19 protein-coding genes and 2 tRNA genes are annotated in these 17,650 nt (G+C 55.7%); 13 read left to right on the top strand and 8 right to left on the bottom strand.

Annotation, left to right across the window (positions count from 1 at the left end):
- The first annotated feature begins 21 nt into the window (after window positions 1-21).
- The 3 genes from IM265_RS07845 to rnt all read left to right on the top strand — a co-directional run bounded on the left by IM265_RS07845 (window position 22) and on the right by rnt (window position 2,373).
- On the top strand, window positions 22-1,119 hold the full coding sequence (locus IM265_RS07845; RefSeq protein WP_059356951.1) for an alkene reductase: 1,098 nt from the start codon (window positions 22-24) through the stop codon (window positions 1,117-1,119).
- Between the two features lie 100 nt (window positions 1,120-1,219).
- Window positions 1,220-1,627, top strand: coding sequence for a lactoylglutathione lyase (gene gloA / locus IM265_RS07840; RefSeq protein ID WP_013096923.1), 408 nt, complete (start codon window positions 1,220-1,222; stop codon window positions 1,625-1,627).
- A 95-nt stretch (window positions 1,628-1,722) separates the two neighbouring features.
- The gene (rnt, locus tag IM265_RS07835) at window positions 1,723-2,373 is read left to right on the top strand and encodes a ribonuclease T (RefSeq protein WP_028012894.1); all 651 of its coding nucleotides are present in this window, start codon (window positions 1,723-1,725) and stop codon (window positions 2,371-2,373) included.
- 44 nt (window positions 2,374-2,417) lie between these two features.
- On the opposite strand, the gene grxD is transcribed toward rnt, so the two are convergent.
- Window positions 2,418-2,765 (bottom strand): monothiol glutaredoxin 4, encoded by a 348-nt coding sequence (gene grxD / locus IM265_RS07830; RefSeq protein ID WP_003832760.1) that lies wholly within the window; start codon window positions 2,763-2,765, stop codon window positions 2,418-2,420.
- A 338-nt stretch (window positions 2,766-3,103) separates the two neighbouring features.
- Here grxD and IM265_RS07825 point away from each other — a divergent pair, with 338 nt between their 5' ends.
- Both IM265_RS07825 and sodB read left to right on the top strand, forming a co-directional pair.
- Window positions 3,104-3,877 carry a C40 family peptidase gene (locus IM265_RS07825; protein ID WP_047368407.1) on the top strand — a complete coding sequence of 258 codons (774 nt, stop codon included), beginning with the start codon at window positions 3,104-3,106 and terminating at the stop codon, window positions 3,875-3,877.
- Window positions 3,878-3,999: 122 nt separating this feature from the next.
- Window positions 4,000-4,581, top strand: a complete 582-nt coding sequence (sodB, locus tag IM265_RS07820) for a superoxide dismutase [Fe] (protein WP_193031239.1) — start codon at window positions 4,000-4,002, stop codon at window positions 4,579-4,581.
- Window positions 4,582-4,618: 37 nt separating this feature from the next.
- Here sodB and IM265_RS07815 read toward each other — a convergent pair whose 3' ends face one another.
- Window positions 4,619-5,785 carry an MFS transporter gene (locus IM265_RS07815; protein WP_100170409.1) on the bottom strand — a complete coding sequence of 389 codons (1,167 nt, stop codon included), beginning with the start codon at window positions 5,783-5,785 and terminating at the stop codon, window positions 4,619-4,621.
- A 163-nt stretch (window positions 5,786-5,948) separates the two neighbouring features.
- Window positions 5,949-6,038, bottom strand: coding sequence for a YnhF family membrane protein (locus tag IM265_RS07810; RefSeq protein WP_020688313.1), 90 nt, complete (start codon window positions 6,036-6,038; stop codon window positions 5,949-5,951).
- 297 nt (window positions 6,039-6,335) lie between these two features.
- Here IM265_RS07810 and purR point away from each other — a divergent pair, with 297 nt between their 5' ends.
- Entirely contained in the window at window positions 6,336-7,361 is a 1,026-nt protein-coding gene (gene purR, locus IM265_RS07805) for an HTH-type transcriptional repressor PurR (protein ID WP_008500597.1), read from the top strand.
- Window positions 7,362-7,378: 17 nt separating this feature from the next.
- On the opposite strand, the gene punR is transcribed toward purR, so the two are convergent.
- Complete coding sequence (gene punR, locus IM265_RS07800; RefSeq protein WP_100170410.1) at window positions 7,379-8,290, bottom strand: DNA-binding transcriptional activator PunR; 912 nt, start codon at window positions 8,288-8,290, stop codon at window positions 7,379-7,381.
- Between the two features lie 114 nt (window positions 8,291-8,404).
- On the opposite strand from punR, the gene punC reads away from it, so the two are divergent.
- Window positions 8,405-9,595, top strand: coding sequence for a purine nucleoside transporter PunC (punC, locus tag IM265_RS07795; RefSeq protein ID WP_047368404.1), 1,191 nt, complete (start codon window positions 8,405-8,407; stop codon window positions 9,593-9,595).
- A 297-nt stretch (window positions 9,596-9,892) separates the two neighbouring features.
- Window positions 9,893-11,041, top strand: a complete 1,149-nt coding sequence (cfa, locus tag IM265_RS07790; RefSeq protein WP_028012888.1) for a cyclopropane fatty acyl phospholipid synthase — start codon at window positions 9,893-9,895, stop codon at window positions 11,039-11,041.
- Window positions 11,042-11,072: 31 nt separating this feature from the next.
- On the opposite strand, the gene IM265_RS07785 is transcribed toward cfa, so the two are convergent.
- Complete coding sequence (locus tag IM265_RS07785) at window positions 11,073-11,714, bottom strand: riboflavin synthase (RefSeq protein WP_028012887.1); 642 nt, start codon at window positions 11,712-11,714, stop codon at window positions 11,073-11,075.
- 225 nt (window positions 11,715-11,939) lie between these two features.
- Here IM265_RS07785 and mdtK point away from each other — a divergent pair, with 225 nt between their 5' ends.
- From mdtK to IM265_RS07765, 4 genes are all read left to right on the top strand, one after another.
- Window positions 11,940-13,313, top strand: a complete 1,374-nt coding sequence (gene mdtK / locus IM265_RS07780) for an MdtK family multidrug efflux MATE transporter (protein ID WP_182035452.1) — start codon at window positions 11,940-11,942, stop codon at window positions 13,311-13,313.
- Window positions 13,314-13,466: 153 nt separating this feature from the next.
- Window positions 13,467-13,543: transfer RNA gene (locus tag IM265_RS07775), tRNA-Val, on the top strand.
- Window positions 13,544-13,547: 4 nt separating this feature from the next.
- Window positions 13,548-13,624 (top strand) — tRNA-Val (locus IM265_RS07770).
- Window positions 13,625-13,742: 118 nt separating this feature from the next.
- On the top strand, window positions 13,743-15,338 hold the full coding sequence (locus tag IM265_RS07765) for an FAD-NAD(P)-binding protein (RefSeq protein WP_182035453.1): 1,596 nt from the start codon (window positions 13,743-13,745) through the stop codon (window positions 15,336-15,338).
- A gap of 28 nt (window positions 15,339-15,366) precedes the next feature.
- On the opposite strand, the gene IM265_RS07760 is transcribed toward IM265_RS07765, so the two are convergent.
- Window positions 15,367-16,002 (bottom strand): carbonic anhydrase, encoded by a 636-nt coding sequence (locus IM265_RS07760; protein ID WP_028012884.1) that lies wholly within the window; start codon window positions 16,000-16,002, stop codon window positions 15,367-15,369.
- A 72-nt stretch (window positions 16,003-16,074) separates the two neighbouring features.
- Entirely contained in the window at window positions 16,075-16,857 is a 783-nt protein-coding gene (locus IM265_RS07755; RefSeq protein WP_100170413.1) for an MBL fold metallo-hydrolase, read from the bottom strand.
- A 125-nt stretch (window positions 16,858-16,982) separates the two neighbouring features.
- Between IM265_RS07755 and IM265_RS07750 the strand changes: the two genes are divergently transcribed.
- Complete coding sequence (locus IM265_RS07750) at window positions 16,983-17,123, top strand: hypothetical protein (protein ID WP_003857665.1); 141 nt, start codon at window positions 16,983-16,985, stop codon at window positions 17,121-17,123.
- Between the two features lie 36 nt (window positions 17,124-17,159).
- Here the strand turns inward: IM265_RS07750 and IM265_RS07745 are convergent, their stop codons facing one another.
- Window positions 17,160-17,639 (bottom strand): heme-binding protein, encoded by a 480-nt coding sequence (locus IM265_RS07745; protein ID WP_047368400.1) that lies wholly within the window; start codon window positions 17,637-17,639, stop codon window positions 17,160-17,162.
- Window positions 17,640-17,650: the final 11 nt, after the last annotated feature.

Genomic DNA, 17,650 nt, shown 5'->3' with positions numbered 1-17,650 from the left:
CTGGTCTACTCAGGAGTCGTTATGTCAGCTGAAAAATTATTTACCCCCTTAAAAGTGGGTGCCGTCACCGCGCCAAACCGCGTGTTTATGGCTCCGCTTACCCGTCTGCGCAGCATTGAGCCGGGTGATATCCCAACCCCACTGATGGGTGAATACTATCGTCAGCGCGCCAGCTCTGGCCTGATCATCACTGAAGCCACGCAGATTTCTGCTCAGGCCAAGGGATATGCGGGTGCGCCGGGGCTGCACAGCCCGGAGCAGATCGCCGCATGGCAGAAAATCACCGCGGGCGTTCACGCTGAAGACGGTCGCATTGCGGTCCAACTGTGGCATACCGGTCGTATCTCCCACAGCAGCATTCAGCCTGGCGGTCAGGCGCCGGTTTCAGCGTCTGCCCTGAACGCGAACACCCGCACCTCCCTGCGCGATGAAAACGGCAACGCGATCCGCGTCGACACCTCTACGCCACGCGCGCTGGAGCTGGATGAGATCCCGGGTATCGTGAACGACTTCCGCCAGGCCGTTGCTAACGCCCGCGAAGCCGGTTTTGACCTGGTTGAGCTGCACTCCGCGCACGGTTACCTGCTGCACCAGTTCCTGTCACCGTCGTCTAACCATCGCACCGACCAGTACGGCGGCAGCGTCGAAAACCGCGCCCGCCTGGTGCTGGAAGTGGTTGATGCCGTTTGTCAGGAGTGGAACCCGGACCGCATCGGTATCCGCGTCTCCCCAATCGGTACGTTCCAGAACGTCGACAACGGTCCGAATGAAGAAGCGGACGCGCTGTATCTGATTGAAGAGCTGGCGAAGCGCGGCATTGCCTATCTGCACATGTCCGAGCCGGACTGGGCCGGCGGTAAGCCTTATACGGAAGCCTTCCGTCAGAAAGTGCGCGAGCGCTTCCACGGGGTGATCATCGGTGCGGGTGCTTATACCCCTGAGAAAGCCGAAGATCTGATTAATAAAGGGCTGATCGACGCCGTGGCGTTTGGCCGCGACTATATTGCCAACCCGGATCTGGTTGCTCGACTGCAGCAGAAAGCGGCCCTGAACCCGCAGCGTCCTGAGAGCTTCTACGGCGGCGGCGCGGAAGGCTACACCGACTACCCTTCTCTGTAATCTCGCCATTGTTCATTGATAGCGGCGACACTTCGCCGCTATACTAAAACATCGTTTCTGTTCAAAAAAATAGTCTATTCCATTGGTTAATGAGGAAATTATGCGCCTACTTCACACCATGCTGCGCGTTGGCGATCTGCAACGTTCTATCGATTTCTACACTAACGTCCTGGGCATGAAGCTGCTGCGCACCAGCGAAAACCCGGAATATAAATACTCGCTGGCGTTCGTGGGTTACGGCCCGGAAACGGATGAAGCGGTCATTGAACTGACCTACAACTGGGGCGTGGACAGCTATGAACTGGGCACCGCCTACGGCCATATCGCGCTGGAAGTGGACAACGCGGCCGAGGCGTGTGAACGCATTCGCAGCAATGGCGGTAACGTCACGCGCGAAGCCGGCCCGGTAAAAGGCGGCACCACCGTTATTGCCTTTGTAGAAGATCCGGACGGTTACAAGATCGAGCTGATTGAAGCCAAAGACGCGGGTCGCGGTCTGGGCAACTGATCCCTCAGGGCGCAACATGCGCCCGTAGTTTTACTGCATCACCCTGCAAAATTTGCCATAATGCGCACTGCTTTTTCCCCTTGTAAGAGACCCTGATGTCCGATAACGCTCAATTTAGCGGTCTGTGCGACCGTTTTCGTGGTTTTTATCCCGTTGTCATTGATGTAGAAACAGCCGGATTTAACGCTAAAACCGATGCGCTGCTCGAAATTGCCGCCATCACGCTGAAGATGGATGAACAGGGCTGGCTTACACCGGACACCACGCTGCATTTCCACATTGAACCTTTCGAAGGGGCAAACTTACAGCCGGAGGCGCTGGCGTTTAACGGTATCGATCCGCATAACCCGCTGCGTGGTGCAGTCAGTGAATATGATGCGCTGCACGCCATATTTAAAATGGTGCGTAAAGGCATGAAAGAGAGCAACTGCAGCCGCGCCATCATGGTAGCCCATAACGCCACCTTCGATCACAGCTTTACCATGGCCGCAGCCGAACGCGCATCGCTCAAACGCAACCCTTTCCACCCGTTCGTGACCTTCGACACCGCCGCGCTAAGCGGTCTGGCGCTGGGACAAACGGTTTTATCCAAAGCCTGCATTACGGCGGGTATACCGTTTGACGGTACCCAGGCGCACTCCGCCTTATACGATACGGAGCGCACCGCAGAGCTGTTCTGTGAGATCGTCAACCGCTGGAAGCGTCTGGGCGGCTGGCCGCTGCCGATGGGCGACAGTGAAGAATAAAAAAAAGCGACCTCTTCAGGTCGCTTTTTTATTAACGCAGAAAATTATTCAGCGTCCGGCTCTTCCGTTTTGTACTTCGCCGCCGTCTCTTTGATCAGCTGCTGCAGTTCGCCGCGCTGATACATCTCAATCAGGATATCGCAGCCGCCCACCAGCTCGCCGTCCACCCACAGCTGCGGGAAGGTCGGCCAGTTAGCGTATTTTGGCAGCTCAGCGCGGATATCCGGGTTCTGCAGGATATCAACGTAAGCAAAACGCTCACCACAGGCTGACAGCGCCTGAACCGCTTGCGCGGAGAAGCCGCAGCTTGGCAGCTTCGGAGAACCTTTCATATACAGCAGAATCGGGTTTTCAGCGATCTGGCGCTGGATTTTTTCAATAGTGGTGCTCATGTCTTGCTTCCTTTAACTTCTGTTACGGCATTAGTCTGACATTGTAGCGGGTCAGGCTGGCATCGGAAAATAACATTTTCGTCACGTTTATATATTTTACCCCGACTCCACAAAAGTTGCATTGCAAATGGTGTTTACCCCTTCGCCCGTCAGGGTTTTGCTTAGGGAGTGAACAATTGTGCGTCAGAACGATGAATTTTTTTGCACTTGCTAACGAAACACGTTTTTAGATTGAAAAATGCTATTAACTTCTCGGGTTTTTATGGATTAGAATCGACGGGCTTTGTAAATCACACGCGGGTATTATTGATGACCTGCATATATCAGGGGACTGCCCAGTGGCGCGGATAACTAAAATCTCGATCACGCTCTGTGCTTTACTGTTTACATCACTCACGTTAACGCCAGCGGCAAACGCCTCTCAGCAGGCGCGGCAATCTGCTGTACAAAAAAGCCATCTGGTGAAAGCCACAGAACGTAAGAAAAAAACCAGCAACAAGAACGACAAGAAAAAAACCACCGCTCAGACTAAACAAACCGCTTCCAGCAAGACGAAAACAAAATCTTCCCGCACTACCCGCACCGCCAAAAATAAAGCTTCGCAGACCGCCGCTAACCTCGTTACAGAAAAATGCATTACCCGTAAAGGCCATAAAGCAAAATGCACGAAGGTAACAAAGCTGGCGGATGTGCATAAAGTGCGTGTGCAAAAAGCGCAAAAAACCGCGATGAATAAACTGATGGGGCAGATTGGCAAACCTTATCGTTGGGGCGGCAGTTCGCCGCGTACCGGTTTCGACTGCAGCGGCCTCGTCTATTACGCCTATAAAGATCTGGTTAAATTCCGTATTCCACGTACCGCCAATGAGATGTATCACCTGCGCGATGCGTCACCGGTTAACCGGGGTGAGCTGGAAAACGGCGACCTGGTCTTCTTCCGCACGCAGGGTCGCGGTACGGCTGACCACGTGGGCGTCTACGTCGGCAACGGGAAATTCATCCAGTCTCCGCGCAGCGGTCAGGACATTCAGATCACCTCGCTCAGCGAAGATTACTGGGTACGTCATTACGTCGGCGCGCGTCGCGTCATGACGCCAAAAACCATTCGTTAATCCCTGCCCTGCCGCATCTGCGGCAGGGTAAGTTCCTCTTTTGCATACCCTTTCAATTTGCTATCCTGTCCTTGTTGTCTGTAGGGTTATTGGCAACACAAAATACAATAAGGAGAGAAGCAATGTCGTTCGAATTACCTGCACTACCGTATGCAAAAGACGCCCTGGCACCGCACATTTCTGCGGAAACCCTGGAATACCACTACGGCAAGCATCATCAGACGTACGTCACTAACCTGAACAACCTCATCAAGGGCACCGATTTTGAAGGCAAAACGCTGGAAGAGATCGTTCGCAGTTCAGAGGGTGGCGTTTTTAACAACGCGGCTCAAGTGTGGAACCACACTTTCTACTGGCACTGCCTGGCACCGAATGCCGGTGGCGAACCTGCCGGTGAACTGGCAGCCGTCATCAACGCCGCCTTTGGCAGCTTTGCAGAGTTTAAAGCGAAGTTTACCGATGCCGCCATCAAGAACTTCGGTTCTGGCTGGACGTGGCTGGTAAAAGAGGCGGATGGCAAACTGGCTATCGTGTCCACGTCTAACGCGGGTACCCCGCTGACCACCAGCGCTACGCCGCTAATGACCGTGGACGTGTGGGAACATGCTTACTACATTGATTACCGTAATGCGCGCCCGAACTACCTGGAGCACTTCTGGGCTCTGGTTAACTGGGACTTTGTCGCGAAGAACTTCGCCGCGTAAGAGACACGCAGAAGGGGTAACCCTTCTGCGTTTTTGCTTATTCAGCCGTGCAAACCGCTTCAGGCTGTTTACGGCCGGACATCATCACCAGCAGCAGGCCGAGCGCGGCAATAATCGCCCCCATCACCGGCACAAAACTGTACCCCAGACCGCCTGAAATTACGGCGCCTCCGGCGGCGGCGCCCAGCGCATTGCCGAGATTGAATGCCCCGATATTCACGGAAGACGAGAGACCCGGCGCCTCATGGGCGACACGCATCACGCGCATCTGCAGCGGCGGCACCACGGCAAAGGTGGCAGCGCCCCAGACAACCATCGCAATCGCCGCGCCGAATTCATTCTGCGCCAGCCACGGGATCGCGACCATAATGACAATCAGCAGGGTTAAAAAGCCCTTCAGCGTGCCGCTCACGGAACGGTCAGCAAATTTCCCGCCGAGATAGTTGCCAATCGAGAAGCCGACGCCAATCAGCACCAGCATCGCGGTAACAAAGAGTGGCGTTGCGTGGGTAATGTCGTGTAAGACCGGCGAAATATAGGTGTAGAGGGTAAACATCGCTCCTGCCCCCAGCACGGTGGTCAGCAGCGCGGAGAGTACCTGCGGGCGCATCAGCACCGACAGCTCTCTGCGTACATCAGGGCGTTCACCCGCACTGCCTTTTGGCAGGGAGAAGAATAACGCCACCATCGAGACCACGCCCAGTCCGGCCGTCGCCAGGAAGGACATCCGCCAGCCAATGACCTCGCCCAGCCAGGTTGCCGCAGGAACACCGCCGATGTTAGCGATGGTCAGCCCCATAAACATGGTCGCCACGGCGCTGGCCTGCTTGTGTTTTGGCACCACGCTTGCGGCCACGACCGAGCCCAGACCAAAGAAAGCACCGTGGTTGAGGCTGGTCAGAATGCGCGACAGCATCAGAGTGGTGTAATCCGGCGAAATGGCCGAAAGCACGTTGCCCAGGGTGAAAATCGCCATCAGGAAAATCAGCGCATTGCGGCGCGCACGGTGCGAAAGCAGAAGCGTCATCAGCGGCGCTCCCACCATCACGCCGATGGCGTAGGCGCTGATTAACATCCCGGCGGCCGGGATCGAGACGTCCACGCCCCGGGCGATAACGGGCAGTAACCCCATCGGGGAGAATTCAGTGGTGCCAATCCCAAAAGCGCCAATCGCCAGGGCCAGCAGGGGAAAATTGATTTTCATGCGTCAACTCCGGATGCCGTGTCATGTGGTGACACAGAACAAAGAAGCGGAAAGCATGACATCAATCACAAAAAATGAGAAGTTAACAAAATGGCAAAAGATTTTTGCCAGAGAAGTAACAATCGGAGCGTTCGGGAGGGAGAAGGCTCTCCCCCCGCGTAAATCAATGCAGCGCAGCCGTCAGGCCAGCCGCCACAATCAGCGCCAGCACAATAACGGTGGTGAACAGCGAAAACTTCAGATCGGAACTCATCAATTTTTCTCCTTTTAATCCCCCCACGAAAAGTGAGCTTGCTCATTTTTGCACAGTTTACGTCAAAAATCTTCCTGGATTTAAGCTGATAAACACTTTACCTCTTCCCCTTTTCATCAAGATAGGCCAAAATTCCACGCTAAATTTATTAGCGTACCGGCCATTGACCCCCTCCTGACGTCCCGTGTCGTTTTCCCGGCGTGCCGCAATTCAAAATTGCGTGATAAGGGTGAGAGAAGGCAAACGTTTACCTTCAAGTTTTTCAGGAGTTTAGGATATGGTCTGGAGTGACATTTAATGGCAACAATTAAAGACGTAGCAAAACGCGCAAACGTTTCCACTACAACCGTATCACATGTAATTAACAAAACCCGTTTTGTGGCGGAAGAGACGCGCAACGCCGTCTGGGCAGCGATCAAAGAGCTGCACTACTCGCCAAGCGCGGTTGCGCGCAGCCTCAAGGTTAATCACACCAAGTCTATTGGTCTGCTGGCGACCAGCAGCGAAGCGGCCTATTTTGCCGAGATCATTGAAGCGGTAGAAAAAAACTGCTTCCAGAAAGGCTATACCCTGATTCTCGGCAACGCCTGGAACAGCATTGAAAAACAGCGCGCCTACCTGTCGATGATGGCGCAAAAGCGCGTGGACGGCCTGCTGGTGATGTGTTCAGAGTACCCGGAATCCGTGCTGTCGATGCTGGAAGAGTATCGCCATATCCCTATGGTGGTGATGGACTGGGGCGAAGCGCGCGCCGACTTCACCGATTCCGTTATCGATAACGCCTTCGAAGGCGGTTACATGGCGGGCCGTTATCTGATCGAACGCGGCCACCGCGAGATTGGCGTGATCCCGGGCCCGCTGGAACGCAACACCGGTGCGGGCCGCCTGGCCGGTTTTATGAAAGCGATGGAAGAAGCGCTAATCACCGTGCCGGAAAACTGGATCGTGCAGGGCGACTTTGAGCCGGAATCAGGCTACCGCGCGATGCAGCAGATCGTCTCCCAGCCGCACCGTCCAACCGCCGTCTTCTGCGGGGGCGATATCATGGCGATGGGCGCCCTCTGTGCAGCCGACGAGCTGGGTCTGCGCGTACCGCAGGACATCTCCGTGATCGGGTATGACAACGTGCGCAACGCGCGCTTCTTCACGCCAGCGTTGACCACCATTCACCAGCCGAAAGATTCGCTGGGTGAAACCGCCTTCAATATGCTGCTGGACAGGATCGTCAACAAGCGTGAAGAGTCGCAGTCCATTGAAGTTCACCCTCGCCTCATCGAACGCCGTTCCGTTGCGGATGGCCCGTTCCGCGACTACCGTCGTTAATCTCATTGCGGAGCCAGTCAGTCTGGCTCCCGCAGCCACTCCCGGTTAAGCGTTTCGCTGTCCCCCAGATAGTCCAGCAGCCAGGCCATCGCCGGCGAGACATCATTTTGTTGCCAGGTGAGGCAGCAGGCCGCATCCGGGAACGGATTCTCCAGCGTTAGCTCAACCCACTCACCGGTATCGATTCGCGGACGTGCAAAATGGGCGGGCACCATGCCTACGCAGAGCCCGGCGCTGAGGCACGTCGCCGACGATCCCCAGTCAGGGGCGACAACCCGCCGCTGGTTGTCCAGCAGCCAGGTAATTCGCTTCGGCAGCGAGCGGGAGGTATCTTCCAGCACCAGCGACGGCCAGCTGCGCAGCATATCGTCGCTCAGCGGCCCTTCCGTCGCCGCCAGCGGATGATCGCTTGCCACCACGCATTTCCAGCTCAGCATCCCCATATCGCGAAAGGCGTAACGTCCCCCGACCGGGATTGCCTGGGTCGCGCCAATCGCCATCTCTACCCTGCCGTCCGCCAGCGCATCCCAGACGCCGTTGAACACCTCCTGCGAGACCCGCAGTTCTACGTCAGAGAAATGTCGATAAAAATCGACAATCATCTGCCGGGTGCGCTCGGGCTTAACGATGTTATCCACCGCAATGGAAAGGTGCCCCCGCCAGCCGTTCGCGATCTGCTGGCACTGCTCGCGGGTGATCTGCATTTTTTTGATAACAGAACGCCCTTCCTTTAAAAACCACGCCCCTGCGGGCGTTAATTCCACATCACGATGCCGCCGTTCAAACAGCGGTACCGCCAGCCACTCCTCAAGCTGTCGCACCGTATAGCTGATGGCTGAAGGGACGCGGTGCAACTCCTGCGCCGCTCCGCTAAAGCTGCCGTTACGCGCGACAGCATCGACCACTTCAAGAGAATAATCTGACCACATTTTCTGCCTGCAAAAAATTTGAATGCACCCGCCAAATATTAGCGTTTCACAAGCGGCTTTGCACTCCCTACACTCAGCGCCAACGTATACCTGCCTCCTCAGGAGAATAAAACAGTGCAACCCAGGAAAGGTTTTTTAGTCTGGCTCGGCGGCTTAAGCGTGCTGGGCTTTTTGGCCACCGATATGTACCTGCCGGCGTTTGCCGCCATGCAGGAAGATTTGCAAACCCCTGCTGCCGCCATCAGCGCCAGCCTGAGCCTGTTCCTGGCCGGTTTTGCCTTCGCGCAGCTGCTCTGGGGACCGCTTTCGGATCGCTTTGGGCGTAAACCGGTGCTGCTGCTGGGGCTGGCCATTTTTGCCGTGGGCTGCCTGGGGATGCTATGGGTGCGCGATGCCACCTGGCTGCTTGTGCTGCGGTTTGTTCAGGCGGTCGGCGTCTGTGCCGCGGCCGTGACCTGGCAGGCGCTGGTCACCGACTACTACCCCGCGAACCGCACTAACCGTATTTTCGCCACCATCATGCCGCTGGTGGGGCTCTCACCGGCCCTCGCCCCGCTGCTGGGAAGCTGGATCCTCGCGCACTTTGACTGGCAGGCCATCTTTGCCACGCTGTTTGCCATCACGCTGGTGCTGATGCTGCCGGCGTTCGCCCTCAAGCCCGCGCATAAAAAAGAGGCGCACGCAGACGCGAAGCCGATTACCTTCACCTCCCTGCTGAGCGCGAAAGCGTATCGCGGCAACGTTCTGATCTATGCCGCCTGCTCGGCGAGCTTCTTCGCGTGGCTGACCGGTTCGCCTTTTATTCTGCACGATATGGGCTATAGCCCGGCGGCCATTGGCCTGAGCTACGTTCCGCAGACCATCGCGTTCCTGGTGGGCGGGTACGGCTGTCGCGCGGCGCTGCAAAAATGGGAAGGCCAGCAGATGTTGCCGTGGTTGCTGGTGCTCTATGCGCTGAGCGTCATCGGCACCTGGGCCGTAGGGTTTATTCCGGGCGCGGGTCTGGCCGAAATATTGATTCCATTCTGCGTGATGGCCATAGCGAACGGGGCGATCTACCCTATCGTTGTGGCGCAGGCGCTGCGTCCGTTCCCGCAGGCGACAGGCCGCGCGGCTGCGCTGCAGAACACCCTGCAGCTGGGGCTGTGCTTCCTGGCAAGCCTGGTGGTCTCCGCGCTGATCGCCACGCCGCTGCTGACGACAACCAGCGTGATGCTGGCTACCGTTGCGCTGGCCGTCATAGGCTATCGCATGCAGGCTTCCGCTCAGGATGAGAGCACGCAGGTAGAAACCTCGCATGCCTAATCGCGCCAGAAACTATGTTAATTTTCAGTGATTAGGTTGCTAAGAATTTTCTATTGAATCACCAAATTTTGAGGCCTATACTAAATTTGGTTCGATTAAATACGATAAATATTATGTGTTAACGGGAGCCGGAGTGCTCCCGTTTTACCATGGAAGGCATTTCGGCAAGGGTTATCTCCCTTCCTCTGTTCTACGTCGGATACTAGCCTCGCGGTATTTACCGTGAGATTTCTCACAAACCAAAAAAGCGTCTACGCTGTTTTAAGGTTCTGATCACAGTAGGGTGATGGAGAAGCTATGAGTTCATCGTGTATAGAAGAAGTCAGCGTTCCGGACGATAACTGGTCCCGGATCGTCAGTGAACTGTTAGGTCGGGCAGGCATCACTATCAACGGATCATCCCCATCGGATCCTCAGGTTAAACATCCCGATTTTTTTAAACGCGTGTTGCGCGAGGGGTCGCTAGGCCTGGGGGAAAGCTATATGGACGGCTGGTGGGAATGCGAACGGCTGGATACTTTTTTCGCCAGCGTGCTGCGTGCTGGTCTGGAAAAACAGCTCCCCCGTAATCTTAAAGACACCCTGCGTGTCGCCTCTGCCCGTCTCTTTAACCTGCAAAGTAAAAAGCGTGCCTGGATCGTCGGCAAAGAGCATTACGATCTCGGCAACGATCTGTTCAGCCGCATGCTGGACCCCTTCATGCAATACTCCTGCGCCTACTGGAAAGAGGCGTCGACGCTTGAAGAGGCTCAGCAGGCCAAGCTGCGCCTGATTAGCGAGAAATTGCAGTTGCAGCCCGGTATGCGCGTGCTGGATATTGGCTGCGGCTGGGGCGGGCTGGCGTATTTTATGGCGAAGCACTACGGCGTCAGCGTGGTCGGCGTCACCATTTCCGCTGAACAGCAAAAAATGGCGCAGGAGCGGTGCCTGGGGCTTGATGTGGATATCCGCCTGCAGGATTACCGGGATCTGAACGAACAGTTTGACCGGGTCGTTTCCGTGGGCATGTTCGAGCACGTCGGGCCGAAAAATTACGACACCTATTTCGAGGTGGTGGACCGTAATCTGAAACCGGACGGTATTTTCCTGCTGCACACCATCGGCTCTAAGCGGACCGACAATAACGTTGACCCGTGGATCAACAAATACATCTTTCCGAATGGCTGTTTACCGTCCGTACGCCAGATTGCCAACGCCAGCGAATCCCATTTCGTGATGGAAGACTGGCATAACTTCGGCGCGGATTACGACACCACGTTAATGGCGTGGCATGCACGTTTTCAGGAAGCCTGGCCTGAAATTGCGGACAACTATTCTGAACGATTCAAGCGGATGTTTAGCTATTATCTGAATGCCTGCGCGGGGGCGTTTCGCGCGCGAGATATTCAGCTCTGGCAGGTAGTTTTCAGCCGTGGGATTGAACACGGCTTGCGGGTCGCACGCTAGAAAAATAACCCCGGCCAGCCGGGGTTATTTTTTATTCTTCTTCTACAGCTTTAATTATTGCGGCTTCTTTTGCGGCCAGCACGCGCTCAACGGTATCTACAACCGCCTGGGTTTGCGGATCGATTTCGATATTCACGCGATGCCCCAGTTTTTTCGAACCCAGCGTGGTGCGCTGCAGTGTCTCGGGAATTAAATGCACGCAAAAACGCGTCGGAGTAACTTCTCCCACCGTCAGACTAATCCCATCAATGCCAATAAACCCTTTATAGAGGATGTATTTCATTAATGACGGGTCCTGCACTTTAAACCAGATTTGACGGTTATTTTCTGAAGTGACGATTTTCGCCACTTCGGCGGTGGTCATGATGTGCCCGGACATCAGATGGCCGCCAATCTCGTCGCTGAACTTCGCCGCGCGCTCAACGTTGACGGTGTCCCCCACCACCAGCTCGCCCAGGTTAGTAATACGCAGCGTCTCTTTCATTAAATCAAAGCTAATCTGGTTGCCATTAATTTCGGTGACGGTCAGGCAGCAGCCGTTATGGGCAACCGAGGCGCCGGTTTCGATGCCGTCGAGCATATATTCCGGCAGCTCTACAACATGAGTACGAAAATTAGGTTTTTCATCAATGGACACCACTTTGGCGGTGCCCTGCACAATACCAGTAAACATGCTTACAACTCCTGTTTTTTCCGGACGGTGGTGACACCGTTTAATCCCACCACAATAACAGTTGGAAAAACAGGTTGCCAGCGGAGCGCATTTTCTGGCGATTTTTTCACTAGATAAATAGCTAAAGCCCGCTACAATAGCTGGCACCCCCCTGCATTTTCTTCTTGCTGCCCGTTTCGGCGGCTTTTTTAGTCTCTCATATAACTACAAAATAAAGGTGTTCACGTGCAGAAGTACATGAATGAAGCGCGCCAGCTATTGGCACTGGCTATACCAGTGATCGTCGCGCAGGTGGCCCAGACCGCAATGGGATTTGTGGATACGGTAATGGCGGGTGGCTACAGCGCCACCGATATGGCGGCCGTTGCCATCGGCACGTCAATCTGGCTGCCGGCCATCCTGTTCGGCCACGGTCTGCTGCTCGCCCTCACCCCGGTTATCGCTCAGCTTAATGGCTCGGGTCGTCGCGAGCGTATTGCCCATCAGGTCCGCCAGGGTTTCTGGCTGGCAGGGTTTGTCTCTGTGCTGATTATGGTCGTGCTCTGGAACGCGGGTCATATCATCCGCGCCATGCATAACATTGACCCGGCGCTGGCAGACAAAGCCGTGGGCTATCTGCGCGCCCTGCTCTGGGGTGCGCCCGGCTACCTCTTTTTCCAGGTCGCCCGTAACCAGTGTGAAGGGCTGGCGAAAACCAAGCCCGGCATGGTGATGGGCTTTATCGGCCTGCTGGTGAATATTCCGGTGAACTATATCTTTATTTACGGCCATTTCGGCATGCCGGAGCTGGGCGGCGTCGGCTGTGGCGTGGCGACGGCTGCGGTTTACTGGGTAATGTTCTTCAGTATGATCGCTTATGTGAAGCGCGCCCGCTCCATGCGCGATATTCGTAACGAGAACAGATTCAGCACGCCGGACTGGAACATCATGACGCGCCTGGTGCAGCTGGGGCTGCCGATTGCCCTTGCGCTGTTCTTTGAGGTGACCCTGTTTGCCGTGGTCGCCCTGCTGGTCTCCCCGCTGGGCATTGTGGACGTCGCCGGGCACCAGATTGCGCTCAACTTCAGCTCTCTGATGTTTGTTCTGCCCATGTCGCTGGCCGCGGCAGTGACGATCCGCGTGGGCTTCCGCCTGGGGCAAGGCTCGACGCTTGATGCGCAAACCGCCGCGCGCACCGGATTAGGCGTTGGCGTCTGCATGGCCATTTGCACGGCGCTTTTTACCGTAGCGCTGCGCGAGCAAATTGCCCTGCTCTATAACGATAATCCGGAGGTCGTCACGCTGGCATCGCACCTGATGCTGCTGGCCGCGATTTACCAGATTTCTGACTCCATTCAGGTGATTGGCAGCGGCGTATTGCGCGGATATAAAGACACGCGTTCGATCTTCTTTATTACCTTTATCGCCTACTGGGTGCTGGGTCTGCCTACTGGCTACGTGTTGGCGCTGACCGATCTGGTCGTTGATCGCATGGGGCCAGCCGGATTCTGGATGGGCTTTATCATCGGACTGACGTCGGCGGCGATCATGATGATGATGCGCATGCGCTTCCTGCAGCGCCAGCCGTCAACGGTAATTTTGCAGCGCGCTGCGCGTTAACTACGCAGTAGCCGCCAGCTGGCGGCTACTTTCTCTTCACTTTGCGCGGTAATACAGCAATCGCGTGAAATCAGAGAGAAAATTGCATTTTCCCTCTTGCCACCTCGGTGCTGTGCCGCTAATATTCGTCCCCGTTGTCACCGACAACACGTTGCGTTCATAGCTCAGTTGGTTAGAGCACCACCTTGACATGGTGGGGGTCGTTGGTTCGAGTCCAATTGAACGCACCATTCTGCGTCCGTAGCTCAGTTGGTTAGAGCACCACCTTGACATGGTGGGGGTCGGTGGTTCGAGTCCACTCGGACGCACCATTTCAGTCCTGAAATGGTGCAAATCCTCTCCTTTTACCCTGAATTTTCTTAATCGCTTATTTTCATCATTATTCTCCTGCTACGCTTTTCTTATGGAATAAATACAGGAAGCGCATCAATGAAGAATATCGCGATTATCGGCTCCGGCCCCACAGGGATTTACACCTTTTATCATCTGCTTAATAACAGCACCCCGCTCTCCGTATCCGTCTTCGAACAGGCCGATGAAGCCGGCGTGGGCATGCCCTATAACGACGACGATAATTCCCGGCTGATGCTGGCGAACATTGCGAGCATAGAAATTCCGCCCATTTTTATGACCTACCTCGACTGGCTCAAGGAACAGAGCGACGCCCATCTGGCGCGCTTTAAGGTTGATAAAGCCAGCCTGCATGACCGGCAGTTCCTACCCAGACTCCTGTTGGGAGAGTATTTTCGCGACAGCTTGCGTTCAATCGTGAAAGAGGCAAAAAAGCTGGGGTTCCAGGTTACGGTCCATGAATCCGCGAAGGTAACGGACATCATCCCCTCGACAACCGGCGTAACGCTTTCCGTCAACGACACCATTTTGCCCGATCGGTTCGACCTGGCGGTTATCGCCACCGGCCACGTCTGGCCAGATGAGGAGGAAGCCACGCGCACGTTCTTCCCCAGCCCGTGGTCGGGGTTGATGGACGCCAGCATTCCCCCTTGCCGCGTGGGCATTATGGGAACGTCGTTGAGCGGTCTGGACGCGGCTATGGCGGTGGTAATGCAGCACGGTGAGTTTCGTGACGGTAAATTCCTCCTCGACAAGGGCAGCGAAGGGTTAAACATTACGCTGATGTCCCGCACGGGCATTCTGCCGGAAGCCGATTTTTACTGTCCAATCCCTTACGAACCGCTGTCGGTATTGACCGAATTCATGGTTGAACACGAGATAGCCAAAGGATCGGACGGCCTGCTTGACCGCATATTTTCCCTGATGGTGAAAGAGCTCGAGCTCGCTGACCCGGCGTGGTGCGAGAAAATTTCTCTGCGTAACCAGGATGCCGACAGCCTTCGTGAGGCATGGTTTGAGGACCGTAAACGGCACGGGCCCTTTACCTGGGCGGAAGAGAACCTCAGCGAGGTTGAACGCAACAAACGCGAACGGCGCACCGTGGCCTGGCGCTATACCGTCCTTCGACTGCATGAGGTGGTTCAGGAGATTGTGCCCCACCTCAACGAAGAGGACAGAGAGCGCTTTAAGCAGGGCCTCGCCCGCGTGTTTATCGACAACTATGCCGCCATTCCGCCGCAGTCTATCCGCAGGCTGCTTGCGCTTCGCGAGGCCGGCATCATTAGCGTGGCGGCGCTAGGCGATGATTACACGCTCGATGCCGGCAGCGATCGGACGGTAATTACCACCAAAGAGAGCGTTTATCGTTTCGACGTGTTTATTGACGCGCGCGGACAAAAGCCGCTCAAAACAAAGGACTTGCCTTTCCCGACGCTGCGTAAACAGCTGGCAGATACAGGCGACGAGATACCCGACGTTGGCGAGGATTACACGCTTAAAGCGCCTGAAACGGTTCGCGGGCGCATTGCTTTCGGTGCGATACCGTGGCTGATGCACGATAGTCCCTTCGTTCAGGGGCTGGCGGAGTGTGCGGAGATTGCAGAGGCGATGGCGAAGGCGGCTGAAAAACCTGCCTCGGGGAGACGGCGTCGGTTACCGTACGTGGAGAACTGACAGGGCTTCCATGCCCTGCTATCGGTGATTACTCGAAGAAGACCTCCGGGTTTTCCGACAGCGATACGAACGTTTTGGTGTTCTTATCCAGGGCAAGGATTTTGCCGCTTTCAATGTCATACACCCAACCGTGCAGACGAAGCGAATTATTACGCAGGCCCACCGCGACGGACGGATGGGTCTTGATGTTGCTCAGTTGCGCAAACACGTTCTCCTGCACCATCGCATTCACTTTATCGATCGGCTTGTCCCAGCTTTTCTTCTCTACCACGGCTTTCGCCGCGTCGGAATAGCGCAGCCAGTGCGATACGGCTGGCATTGGCTCCAGGTTGGCGTTATCGGCAATCGCCTTCATCGCGCCGCAGTTGGAGTGGCCGCAGATCACGATATCCGTCACGCCCAGCGCCACCACCGCGTACTCGATAGTTGCAGATACGCCGCCCGGCTCCGGCCCGAAAGGCGGGACAATGTTGCCAGCATTACGAATGACAAAAAGCTGTCCCGGCTCTTGCTGGGTGACCAGTTCAGGAACCAGACGGCTGTCGGAGCAGGAGATGAACAGCGCTTTGGGATTCTGGCTGGACGCTAAACTGCGAAAGAGCTCTTTACGTTGCGGGAAAATCTCTTTTTGAAAGCTGAGAAAACCTTCAATGATATGTTGCATAGCAATTTCTCTTTTATCTGTTTTCGTTTAGGTATGATCGCGATCACACTCGTAAAGTTTACCCACCGTACTTTACCTGAGACAAGCAATATATTTCTGGCCCGACCGCTGCACGATGTCGTCGGCGTTCGCCGGAATGTTTTGCCCTTCGAACGCGCCGTAAAGACGAGCGAACGATTTTCCCGCCAGGCGCCGGGTAACGTCCTCAACCGTACGGGCAGGCAGCGGGAGCATATTCGGGTAGCTCCACATAAACGACACCGCATCTTTCCCCGGGGTGACCTGCAAAATATCCCCCGCCAGCAAAACGCCCTCGCCCTCCTGCCAGTGCAGTACCGTTCCGCCCGCAAAATGGCCGCCGAGACGTAGCAACGTGACGGACGGCCAAATCTCCAGCGCCTCCCCCTCCCAGAAATGAATCGCCGGGCTGTTGCGCATCACCCATTCGCGGTCGCTGGCGTGCAGGTAGACCGGCGCATCGAAAGCCGCGGCCCACTCCTGCATCGTGGTGTAATAATGCGGATGCGAAATCGCAATGGCGTGAAGGCCACCGAGCGCGGTGATGAGCGTTTGGGTTGCCGGGTCAAGGTTGGCAATGCAGTCCCAAAGAATATTGCCGTGCGGGGTGCGCAGAAGCAGCGCCCTCTGGTTAATCGCAAAAGCGGGAACCGTTTTGATACTGAACAGCGCGGGCTCCAGCAGCTGCCATTTATTCACGTGCGTGGCCGTCACCGTCGCGTAATCAATCCACGCCTGACCGCTGACCGGGACATACTGGCGTTCATCCTCGCAAATCGGACATCTCTCCGGCTTTCCATCATAGGAGGTACCGCAGGTTTTACAGAGTGTAATCATGAGCGCTCCTCGGTGATAAAGCACTGAGTATGGCAGGGATTATCCTTATGTGCTGCGAGGTACATTGCCGACGTTTTTTACCCTATACTGTGCCAGTATCAAAAACCGAACAGAGCAGGTGCAACATGGAAATTGATCTCGATAACTTAGTTTTTAACGGTCTGGATGAAGCGGAAGAGCGTAACGCGGAACGTCTGGACGACGCGGATAAAAAAGCGCAGGCGATTGTTGCCGACGACGACTGCGGTGATGCCTGCAAGATTTGATAAAAAAAGCACCGGTAAACCGGTGCTTTTTTTATATTACTTTTTCAGCCCGTCAATGGCCGCCTGAGCGCAGGCTTCATCAAGATGACCGCCCGGCGCGCCGCCGATGCCGATCGCCCCAATCACCTCATCGCCTTCTTTTACCGGCAGACCACCTGCCAGCAGCAGGTAGCCAGGAATATCACGCATGTTCTGTGCGCCCGCATTGCTCTGCGCCGCTTCCATCACTTTGCCTGACGCATTCTTTGCGCTGAGCGCCGTAAACGCTTTCATTTCGCTGGCTTTAACCGTGTGAGGACCGGCGTTATCCATACGCTGCACCGCTTTTACCACGCCCGCACGGTCAACCACCGTGACCGCGACCTGGTAATTTTTCGCTGCACAGGACTGAATGGCGGATGTTGCCAGTGCGTTAGCCTGCGTCAGAGAGAGATTTTTTTGGGTCAACGTCTCGGCCTGTGCGGCCAGACTTACGCTACCTGCGACCAGTGCCGCAACCATCATGACTTTTTTCATCGCACTTCCTC

Source organism: Enterobacter cloacae complex sp. P17RS (assembly GCF_014895885.1).
GTDB lineage: Bacteria > Pseudomonadota > Gammaproteobacteria > Enterobacterales > Enterobacteriaceae > Enterobacter > Enterobacter bugandensis.
The sequence above is the reverse complement of the archived record's forward strand: the minus strand, read 5'-3'. Positions and strand labels throughout refer to the sequence as shown.

Bases quoted from the DNA above. Each gene is read 5' to 3' on its own strand.
- IM265_RS07785 (WP_028012887.1), bottom strand. From the start codon at position 11,714: ATGTTTACTGGTATTGTGCAGGGCACCGCCAAAGTGGTGTCCATTGAT.
- IM265_RS07815 (WP_100170409.1), bottom strand. From the start codon at position 5,785: ATGAAAATCAATTTTCCCCTGCTGGCCCTGGCGATTGGCGCTTTTGGG.
- cfa (WP_028012888.1), top strand. From the start codon at position 9,893: ATGAGTTCATCGTGTATAGAAGAAGTCAGCGTTCCGGACGATAACTGG.
- IM265_RS07810 (WP_020688313.1), bottom strand. From the start codon at position 6,038: ATGAGTTCCGATCTGAAGTTTTCGCTGTTCACCACCGTTATTGTGCTG.
- gloA (WP_013096923.1), top strand. From the start codon at position 1,220: ATGCGCCTACTTCACACCATGCTGCGCGTTGGCGATCTGCAACGTTCT.
- IM265_RS07745 (WP_047368400.1), bottom strand. From the start codon at position 17,639: ATGAAAAAAGTCATGATGGTTGCGGCACTGGTCGCAGGTAGCGTAAGT.
- IM265_RS07845 (WP_059356951.1), top strand. From the start codon at position 22: ATGTCAGCTGAAAAATTATTTACCCCCTTAAAAGTGGGTGCCGTCACC.
- rnt (WP_028012894.1), top strand. From the start codon at position 1,723: ATGTCCGATAACGCTCAATTTAGCGGTCTGTGCGACCGTTTTCGTGGT.
- punR (WP_100170410.1), bottom strand. From the start codon at position 8,290: ATGTGGTCAGATTATTCTCTTGAAGTGGTCGATGCTGTCGCGCGTAAC.
- IM265_RS07750 (WP_003857665.1), top strand. From the start codon at position 16,983: ATGGAAATTGATCTCGATAACTTAGTTTTTAACGGTCTGGATGAAGCG.
- grxD (WP_003832760.1), bottom strand. From the start codon at position 2,765: ATGAGCACCACTATTGAAAAAATCCAGCGCCAGATCGCTGAAAACCCG.
- IM265_RS07760 (WP_028012884.1), bottom strand. From the start codon at position 16,002: ATGCAACATATCATTGAAGGTTTTCTCAGCTTTCAAAAAGAGATTTTC.
- IM265_RS07765 (WP_182035453.1), top strand. From the start codon at position 13,743: ATGAAGAATATCGCGATTATCGGCTCCGGCCCCACAGGGATTTACACC.
- IM265_RS07755 (WP_100170413.1), bottom strand. From the start codon at position 16,857: ATGATTACACTCTGTAAAACCTGCGGTACCTCCTATGATGGAAAGCCG.
- purR (WP_008500597.1), top strand. From the start codon at position 6,336: ATGGCAACAATTAAAGACGTAGCAAAACGCGCAAACGTTTCCACTACA.
- sodB (WP_193031239.1), top strand. From the start codon at position 4,000: ATGTCGTTCGAATTACCTGCACTACCGTATGCAAAAGACGCCCTGGCA.